General features: G+C 38.6%; 5 protein-coding genes. 2 read left to right on the forward strand and 3 right to left on the reverse strand.

The window, feature by feature from the left end:
- The first annotated feature begins 1355 nt into the window (after positions 1 to 1355).
- Entirely contained in the window at positions 1356 to 4016 is a 2661-nt protein-coding gene (locus BP621_RS15870) for a calcium-transporting P-type ATPase, PMR1-type (RefSeq protein WP_292391609.1), read from the forward strand.
- A 282-nt stretch (positions 4017 to 4298) separates the two neighbouring features.
- The gene (gene nudC, locus BP621_RS15875) at positions 4299 to 5156 is read left to right on the forward strand and encodes an NAD(+) diphosphatase (protein ID WP_292391610.1); all 858 of its coding nucleotides are present in this window, start codon (positions 4299 to 4301) and stop codon (positions 5154 to 5156) included.
- Between the two features lie 119 nt (positions 5157 to 5275).
- Here nudC and BP621_RS15880 read toward each other — a convergent pair whose 3' ends face one another.
- The 3 genes from BP621_RS15880 to BP621_RS15890 all read right to left on the reverse strand — a co-directional run bounded on the left by BP621_RS15880 (position 5276) and on the right by BP621_RS15890 (position 8842).
- Complete coding sequence (locus BP621_RS15880; protein WP_292391611.1) at positions 5276 to 6001, reverse strand: TetR/AcrR family transcriptional regulator; 726 nt, start codon at positions 5999 to 6001, stop codon at positions 5276 to 5278.
- 193 nt (positions 6002 to 6194) lie between these two features.
- Entirely contained in the window at positions 6195 to 6995 is an 801-nt protein-coding gene (locus BP621_RS15885; RefSeq protein ID WP_292391613.1) for an EFR1 family ferrodoxin, read from the reverse strand.
- A 236-nt stretch (positions 6996 to 7231) separates the two neighbouring features.
- Positions 7232 to 8842: a hypothetical protein gene (locus BP621_RS15890; protein ID WP_292391615.1), complete on the reverse strand. Its 1611-nt coding sequence runs from the start codon at positions 8840 to 8842 to the stop codon at positions 7232 to 7234.
- Positions 8843 to 9406: the final 564 nt, after the last annotated feature.

Consider the following 9406-nt stretch of genomic DNA (forward strand, 5'->3'; position numbering starts at 1 on the left):
GGTTCTGTTGCAAAAAATATGATTAAAAGATTTTCTGACTTTACACTTTTTAACCAAGGTCATTAACATATTCCATTTTTGCATTATTTCATAGATTAACACATGGATTTTATTCATTATACAAATATCATATACTTTATTTAAAATTTAATTAAATAAATCTTTAAATAAGGTAAAATGTTACACATATTAGTTTACACCATAAACTATGTGTTTTAATCTATAAAAACAAGTCCAATTTTATACTGAAAAATTTTTATACTTGGAAAAATGTGTAAAAAGGTTGATCGCATGAATATTATTTTTAAACTTTTAATTCTCGCTTTTATAGTCTGGTTTGTGTTTTCTATTCTGTTTAAACTGCTGAATATCGTTGTATATATAATAGATAAAAAAAAGTGATATTTGATACATTTTTTGCAAAGGTTCCACCCATCAAATCTTAAAACCTGTGACTCCTTAAAACCTGTGACTCCTGGATCACTCCCTATTTTCTAAATTTTTAAAATTAATACAAAAATAAGAATGAGTGCATCCCAAAACTCAAAATCGCGTCTCTGAATCCCATATTCTTGAATAGTTAGTCGAGCTTCAGATTATGGAAAATAGTTCTGAAACTTTAATGATTTTTGAAAATAAATTGGTTTTGGGATAAGCTCAAGTAAAAATTTAGTTTCACAGCAAAATCTACAAACATGAGCCTAAACTATGAAAATAAAAATATACTGTCGCAAAAATCAACTTATCTAAATCTACACATAGCACCGTTAATAATCCTAAATTTATTATATAAATATGGGATTTTACTCTATGATTTCCTAAACTCAACCATTCCATAGGATACAGGAATAGAGGAGTTATGACTGATAATCCCGTATTCAACACAAAAACATGAGAAACACACAAGCAGAGTTTACAGAGCTTTTGGTACACTGCCGAATAGACCTGACAATTAGTATCTTTGAGACGTAGATTTTTGAATAGTCTATCATTAAGTTGTTAATATTTCCCAATGGAGTTTCCAGCCTAACAGTTTCTTGTTTTTCATTTACTGAATCAGTCATTTATATCATCATTGAAGTCTGGAATAAAAACTGAAAACTAAACCAATTGTATTGTTGGAAATATTGAGCAATTAAAAAGGACAACTAAAGTATCTTGCTATTAAATCCCAGATTAAATATATCTTTGAGACCTTTCCTAAGGAAAGTAAACATCATTATTAATTTTTTTATATCCCAAGATCTATATTCTATTAATATTAATTACACCTCGAATATTATATTTAGAACTGGCAAGTTATGGACACTTTTAAAATTAAAGCGCTTGTCTGATTAACTGGAGATATAAATTGGATGTATTATGATGAAGCCGCAGACGCGGTTCTAAAGACCCTGAACACGTCCGAAGAAACCGGGCTGAGTTCGGAAGAGACGGAAAAACGGCTTGATAAATACGGAAAAAATGAGCTTAAAGAAGAAGAGAAGACATCAGTTGTAAAGCTTTTTCTTTCCCAGTTCAAGAGTTTCCTGATTATTATTTTGATTGCTGCAGCACTGGTTTCCGCTTTCCTCGGAGAGCTTGTTGACGCTTTTGTGATCCTGTTTACTGTAATCCTTGCCGGCGTGCTCGGTTTTGTTCAGGAGTACAGGGCCGAAGAGTCAATTAAACTTTTGAAATCATTGACAAGCCCCGAAGCCCTAGTTTTAAGGGACGGGAAAGAGGTAAAAGTCCTTTCTTCCCTGCTTGTCCCGGGTGATATTTTGATTTTGCAGGCAGGAGACCGAATTCCTGCTGATGCAAGACTGCTTGAAGCTCTCTCATTAAAGGTAGACGAATCCTCCCTTACCGGAGAATCCGTTCCTGTAGAAAAGAGCACCGCGATTTTTCCTCCCGAAACCTCACAGCCTGACAGGAAAAACATGGCTTATACCGGAACTTCAGTCACTTACGGCAGAGGAAAGGCCATCATTACGGCGACAGGCATGAGTACGGCTTTTGGGAAGCTGGCCGGGCTTCTTGGAGAAATCGAAAGGGAGAGAACTCCTCTTCAGGAGAAACTTGACCAGTTCGGGCGCTGGCTCGGAACTGCAACCCTTATAATTGTGGCTTTTGTGGCCATACTCGGAATCTTCGAAGGTTTCGATCCTTTTGAAATGTTTCTCTGGGGAGTTGCCCTTGCTGTTGCGGCAATTCCGGAAGCTCTCCCTGCGGTTGTGACAGTCGGGCTTGCTCTTGGTGTCCGAAGAATGGTGAAAAGGCATGCTCTTGTAAGAAAACTGCCATCGGTAGAAACGCTGGGCTCCACCAATATCATCTGCACCGACAAGACTGGGACGCTTACTCAGAACAAGATGACTGTTGAAAAGGTGTACGTAAACGGAACTCTCTTAAAAGTTACAGGCGAGGGATACAAACCCACAGGAGATTTCTTCAGGGGAGACAGCCCGGTTTCTGAAGATATACACCTTCACAGGCTGCTGGTTACAGGAACCCTTTGTAACGATGCAGGGCTGGTTGAGGAAGAAGGTATATGGAATATCACAGGTGACCCTACCGAAGGTGCTCTTGTAGTTGCAGCAGCTAAAGATGGCATCTGGAAAAATGCCCTTGAGGAGAAACACAAGCGTAAAGGGGAAGTTCCTTTTTCTTCCGAGAGGAAGATGATGACTACCCTGAACAGTTCCGAAGATGGGCTGTATGCGTATTCCAAAGGAGCTCCGGAGGTTATTCTTGCTTCCTGTACGAAAATTTTCCTTGGAGGACATGAAGAAGATCTAATCCCTGAAAGAAAGCAGGAAATCCTGAATGTCGTAAATGACCTGGCAAACCAGACGCTGCGGGTTATGGGGTTTGCCTACCGCAAGGTTCCAGAAGATATCCTGTCTGAAAAAGCTGAAAAGGAAATGGTTTTTGCAGGGCTTATGGGTATGCGCGATCCCCCGAGAGAGGAAGTAAAGGTCGGAATCGCAACCTGTACCAGTGCAGGAATCAGGACCATAATGATTACAGGCGACCACAAGACCACGGCTTTTGCGATCGCGAGGGAGCTTGGCATTTTCCGGGAAGGAGACCTTGTCCTTACAGGCACCGAACTGGATGCCCTTGATGACAGGAAATTTGAAGAGATAGTGGAGAAAGTTTCGGTCTACGCAAGGGTTTATCCAGAGCACAAACTGAAGGTGGTTGAGGCTCTCAAGAAAAAGGGTTACATAGTTGCAATGACCGGAGATGGGGTAAATGATGCTCCTGCCCTGAAAGCCGCAGATATGGGCATTGCTATGGGCATTACAGGCACAGATGTTAGTAAGGAAGCCTCAAGCATGATCCTTACCGACGACAACTTTGCGTCCATTGTGTCAGCAGTCGAAGAGGGCCGAAATATCCTGAAAAACATTAAAAACTTTATTGCCTATGGCCTTACCTGTCACATAGGCCTGGTCATCATTGTTCTTGTCGGAGTGCTAGCCTGGCAAACCCTGCCTGTTATTGCGGTGCAGATCCTCTGGATTAACCTTATAACAGATGGCCTGCCTCCAATGGCACTTTCACTGGAAGCTCCTGACAGGGGGCTTATGAAGCAAAAACCGACTAAGGCAAAAGAAGGGCTGGTTTCCAAGAGAATGCTTGTAGCAAGCCTTGGATTAGGAGTTTTGATTGCAATCCAGTCACTCTGGGTCCTTTATGACTCTCTCAATAATGGTGTGTCTCTCACAAAGATTCAGACTCTTATCTTTACCCTGGTGGTTATTTCCCTGATGTTCAACGCCTTTAACTGGCGTTCGGAGAGGTATTCGGTCTTCTCTCTGGGAATCTTTACCAACAGGTCCCTTATCTATGCCGTATTGAGCACTGTAGTCCTGCAGCTTGCTGCAGTTTACGTGCCTATTATGCAGACTGCTTTCAGGACTGTCCCTCTCTCGCTTTCTGACTGGGCAATGATAATTCCCCTGGCTTCGACCACACTTATAGCAATGGAGCTTGTGAAGTATCTGGAATGGAGAGTACACAGGTAAAGTAAGGGAATAGGGTTTGCCTTTGAGCATACCCTTTTCTTTTTTCTGTAGAGATTTTAGATATTGAAGGCTTTTTTGATTTAGTTTGATCACAAACGCTCGCTCGTTTGATCCGCGACGTTCTGTCTGGACATAAATGCGAGATCTGGTTTTTATAGTTTCAGGTTATAAACCTGAGGAGTAAAACCACTTGCAGCCGAAAACATAGAGTCCGGCGAAGTGGTATTAAATAAAACGTCCCTGTAATGATATATAGGACAAAAAACAATAAGTATGACCATTATGACCCCAATAAACAGAGAAAATCCAGTTTGTTCGGAATTTATCATAGGCATAGAACCGCCAGCCGACAGGAAGGAAAAAGCGTTCTGGTTTATCTTCCGGGGTCGCGAGATTCTCCTTAAGCTTAATAAAAACCCTGGAGCAATTCCGAAGCTGGGGGATTTTGGGGAGCTTGGACTTTCGGGAATTCGGGAACAGTATCTTGGAATGCTTGAAGGAACTCACTGCTATTCCGTGGAGCTTGCTGAAAACACACAACCGCCTGAGGGAATGGAGTTTGCGGATCTCAGGCAGGCGTATTCGGGAATGAGTGAGAAGAGCTTTGCACTTGTGAATAAAGCTGTCCAAATAATGGAATGGGACAGAACTAACCAGTATTGCAGCCGATGCGGAACAAAGACAGCGCAAAAGCCCAGCGAAAGGGGAAAGGAGTGCCCTGATTGCGGAGAGCTTTTCTATCCGAGAATCTCGCCTGCCGTGATCGTACTTATCCGAAAAGGGCATGAGATATTACTTGCAAGGTCCCCGAATTTTCCGACCGGAAGGTACGGTTTGATAGCCGGCTTTGTCGAACCAGGAGAATCAGCCGAAGCTGCAGTCATCAGGGAAACCAGGGAAGAAGTGGGAATTAAGGTCAAAAATATCAATTATTTTGGGACACAAGCCTGGCCATTTCCGAATTCTCTTATGATCGGGTTTACTGCGGAGTACGATTCAGGGGAGATCCAGCCCGATGGGTTTGAAATCGAGGATGCACAATGGTTTTCGGTTGAAAATCTGCCTGATCTGCCTGGGAAAATAAGCATTGCGAGAAAGCTGATTGACCATTTCCTTAAAGAAGAAGGGCTGGAAGTTTAAAGCCAGATTGAGAATTCAGTGATCTCGAGCTGAACTCGCCTGTCTCATATGGAGTAGGCGAGAATCAAGAATATAAAATGAAATAAAGGCGAAAAAATTCAACCTCAATTCTAAAAAATTTAAGATTCTTCTCTCTTTTTCTTCTCAGGTGTCACGGGCTCGGTTAAAAAAAATCCAAATGATGCGAAATCTTTGACATCCATTTTGTGAGGTTTCTCACCGGAAGAGATAGCAGGAGTGATAAACCGGAAAAACTCACTGGCAAACTGCTGGTAGCTGAACCCCTCCGCTTCGATCACCAGTTTCCATTTCTTTTCCATTGACAAGATACCCATGAAAGAGATCATAAGGTACATCGAGGTCAGGAATGGATCGAGATCGGCACGGATTGTACCGTCATCGATACCTTCCTGGATCGCATCCCGCAGGATAAGACGACAGGTACCATATCCCTTTCCAATCTCTGCGGTACACGGGTTTTCTTTGGAAAAACGCTCAGAACCGTAAAAATGGATCATTTGAAGATAATCGGGGTATTCCTGCGCATACTGGTAATAGGCCTGGCCCATCAGGGCTACCTTAACAATACCCGGCACCTGTTTTTCCATGCATTCCGTGTATTTTTCTTTAAGGATCTGGATACCACGGAGTACAATGGTTGCGAAAAGTGTCTCCTTATTTTTAAAATATAGATAAATGGTAGCCTTATTCAGTTCGACCTCGCGGGCGATGTCTTCCATGGAAACATCTTCATAACTTCGAGAAAAAAAGAGACGCTCAGCTGCATCGATAATCTCTGTTTTTCGCTGTTCCTTTTCTCGTTGCCTTCTATCGGCGATTCCCATAGTTCCACTTCACCTGACCCATATTTATAGGCTTATATTAATATTATGACTGTTAGTTATATGATTTAATTATGTGATTTAATTATATGATTTAATTATGTGATTTAATTATATGATTTAATTATATGATTCAAGGAATGAATGTACTCCAATTTTCCGCTTTTACCAATCGGATATATTCGGGATATATTCATTAGATAAAACATTCAGGCTCCTTTCGTTGGCTATAGAGCGTATGGAGACGCACTGATACATCTTTCACAAGCCCGGGTTTCATCGATCTGGCACTCTGCGGGCAGTTTTTGATACACGCACAGCAGGTAATGCATTTTTCTATATCAATCAAATGGGAATTTTCCGCATCAACAGCACCAACAGGACATACCTCTGCACAGGTTCCGCACTGTGAACACTCATCACTGACTGCGATAAAATCAACAGTCCACAATTTTGTAACTCCCCCATAAGGATAATTGCCAGGCACATGCACATCAGAAACCTGAGAGATTGATGAAACAGATTGCAGTTTTTCACGTATTTTCTGTCCAAATACTTCTGCATGGTGTAAATCATCTTTATCGGGACGTCCCTGTGCTGTTGGTGTCTCGGGATTTGAGAATGAGTGTTCTCCGATATATGCTGCACAGGCAATGGGAATACATCCGCATTTCATTACAATATTTTTTAGCTCAAGCAGTGCATCGTCATATGCCCGATTGCCATAAACCACAACACAAACCGTCGGTGTATTATGAGCTTGAATTGCACTCAGCCATTCATTTAATAATGCCGGCACTCTCCCCATATAAACAGGAACTCCAACTACAAGCAATTCATTTTCCGAGGTCACTAACGGTTGTTTTCTTGCATCTGGTTTGGTAATATCAATTAATTCCATGGTGCCTGGATTAATACCATGCGCAATGCCTTGAACAACCGCTTTTGTTGTCCCGGTAGGTGAAAAATAGACTAACTTTACAGATTCTATTTCCATTTCATTTCCTCCATCAATTGTATAACTCTAAGTTATACTATAACCATCGGTGATTAAATAACTATTGGTTAGTAAGTAACTATTAGTTAGTTAAAAGTATGTCCATCTGATGGCAGATAACGATGAGCGAATGTTTCTACGGATAACAAGGATAAAGCGCAATTTATTACAACTACATTAAGTTCGGTGCCTTTACAATACGAATTAAAATAGATTTGTAGAAAAAACAAATTAGCTTATACAATTTCTTCAGAACCGAAATTTTCTCTCTCTTCGAGTGTAGCAAAATTAACCCAGCTTTTTTCTCCAAAACCAATTAGATTTGAATACAAATATAAATTATCAATTATATAGGTGGATTCTTTTCTTATCGCATCAATGCAACTTCTCACTATTATTTGTTTTTCTATTGACATAAGATTATCTGCATAAAATTCAACCATAGGTAGCCAATCATACAAAGCTCTACATCTATCAAATGTAAAGATATCAACAAACATTTTTCTTTCTTTAGCGATATATTTATGTCTTTTATGATTCTTTACGTTACTGTGGTAAGGGTATCCAAGCTGATTTAATGCCAGTTCTAACCACAAATGAAACATTGGAATATCACAAAAAATTCCTCCATTGTTATCAGGAATTACTTTACAAATTTTGGGGATAGCTTCTTTTAATGTTTCAGACAATACATTCACGTATCCTTCACATGAAGTTAATAATAAATCTCTAAACTTAATAGCATCAAATCTGGAAATTTCATTTTCTTTGTTAGTATAATAATTGAACCAATTCGAATTAATATCTTTTAATTCACGTATAAAATGATACATAGGATAATTTTCGGGAGATGTAAAAAATTCGCTTCCTCTAAAATTTTCAATTTCATCTCCAAAAAGATTTTCACACAGAATCTTTATATTTTCCATTCTAGAAATATCAATTTTTAAAATTTGTTTGTAATCCCTGTCTTCATTTATGTTAAAGAATCTCTTTCTAGCAGAATTTATTTTTAATATTCTGAAAATAGGTTGAACAATATTGCTGTATAACATAGGATATTGAGATGCAAAAGCTGAATATGCCCCTTCAAAATTATTATCAATTAGTTGTTTAAATTTATCCATCTCAATGAACCGACTACCTACATCGTCTAAAAGTTCTAAATCTTCTCCACATACTTCTTCTTCAATGAAAGTATGTGGCAAAAAATATTTTGTTAAGAAATCAACATTTTCTTCTGAATGCTCTGGTAGAGTTGAATTAATAATAAGAATTCCGATTTCACTGAGAGCTTGTTTATCAAAAATAGTATGTATTGTTTTGAATGTTTTTTTACTTAAAAGTGATGAAGTGAAATCTAAATAAATTATGTCAAAAGATAATGGATATATTTCTAAAAAGGATTCAATTGATCCATTGTAAATCTTTAATTGTTCATATCTATCTTTTGCATTTTCTAAAGCATTATAATATGTTTCTTTATCATTTTCAAATGCCCAAACATTTTCTATAAGAATCCCTTTTGATAGCATCAGCTTAAGATCATTTTCAGGTTCTGGTCCACAAAAATAAGCAATTTTCAAGTCTGAGGGTTCCTTATTGCCATATGTCTTATTAGCGAAATTAATCCATGAGTCCAATACAGATTCATCAGCATTTTCTTTTTTTATAACTTTATATTTTAAAAGATACTCTTCAAATGAATAATCCCAAAGTCTTTGTATATATTTTGCATTAAGAATTTTGGAATTATTTTGGTTTAAAGTTAAAGAATCAATCGCATGATTCCATATAGCTTCTCTACTTTTTTCCTTTATTTGTTGTTTGTAGCTAGTGTTAATCATTACTTATCCTCATTCAGATAAATATCGAGCAAGTTACTATAAAGAACAGTTAAAAAGTAACATATAAAATTTTGTATTAATTATTTAACTGCTATTAATGGAACAATTAATGAAGTCAGCCAGCCAAAGGGCATCCAAAAATAGACAGCTTATGCTTCCATCATGCAGTTACCGACAATGCCCTGGTCACCTTATCCCCATCGGCTTTGAGTTCCATTACAAGTAATCCTTCCCTGGCAAGCATCTGATACAGTGTCTTACCAAAACCAACCGATTACAGTTCTGGGAACTCTCATCAGAATTATTACTTTTTCAAAAAACTCTCCCTACATAGATAGCTCAGAATCCCGTCTGAGGCTCGTAGAGAGTTTTTTTTCTTTCGGTATCTTTCGGCTCAAGCTCTGATCTCTTACAGGTCATCCAAAGAGCTCCCAAGAAAAACCGCTCAAGGAAACGGTAATGTATGAGATCTATAGCAAAAAATAGGTCTTGAAATTAAAAAAGAAATATATTGTAACGTAGATTTGTATTGAACAAAGGCGTAAACATGGGAAACAGATACCA

It is taken from the genome of Methanosarcina sp. UBA5, assembly GCF_002505485.1.
Classification (GTDB): Archaea; Halobacteriota; Methanosarcinia; order Methanosarcinales; family Methanosarcinaceae; genus Methanosarcina.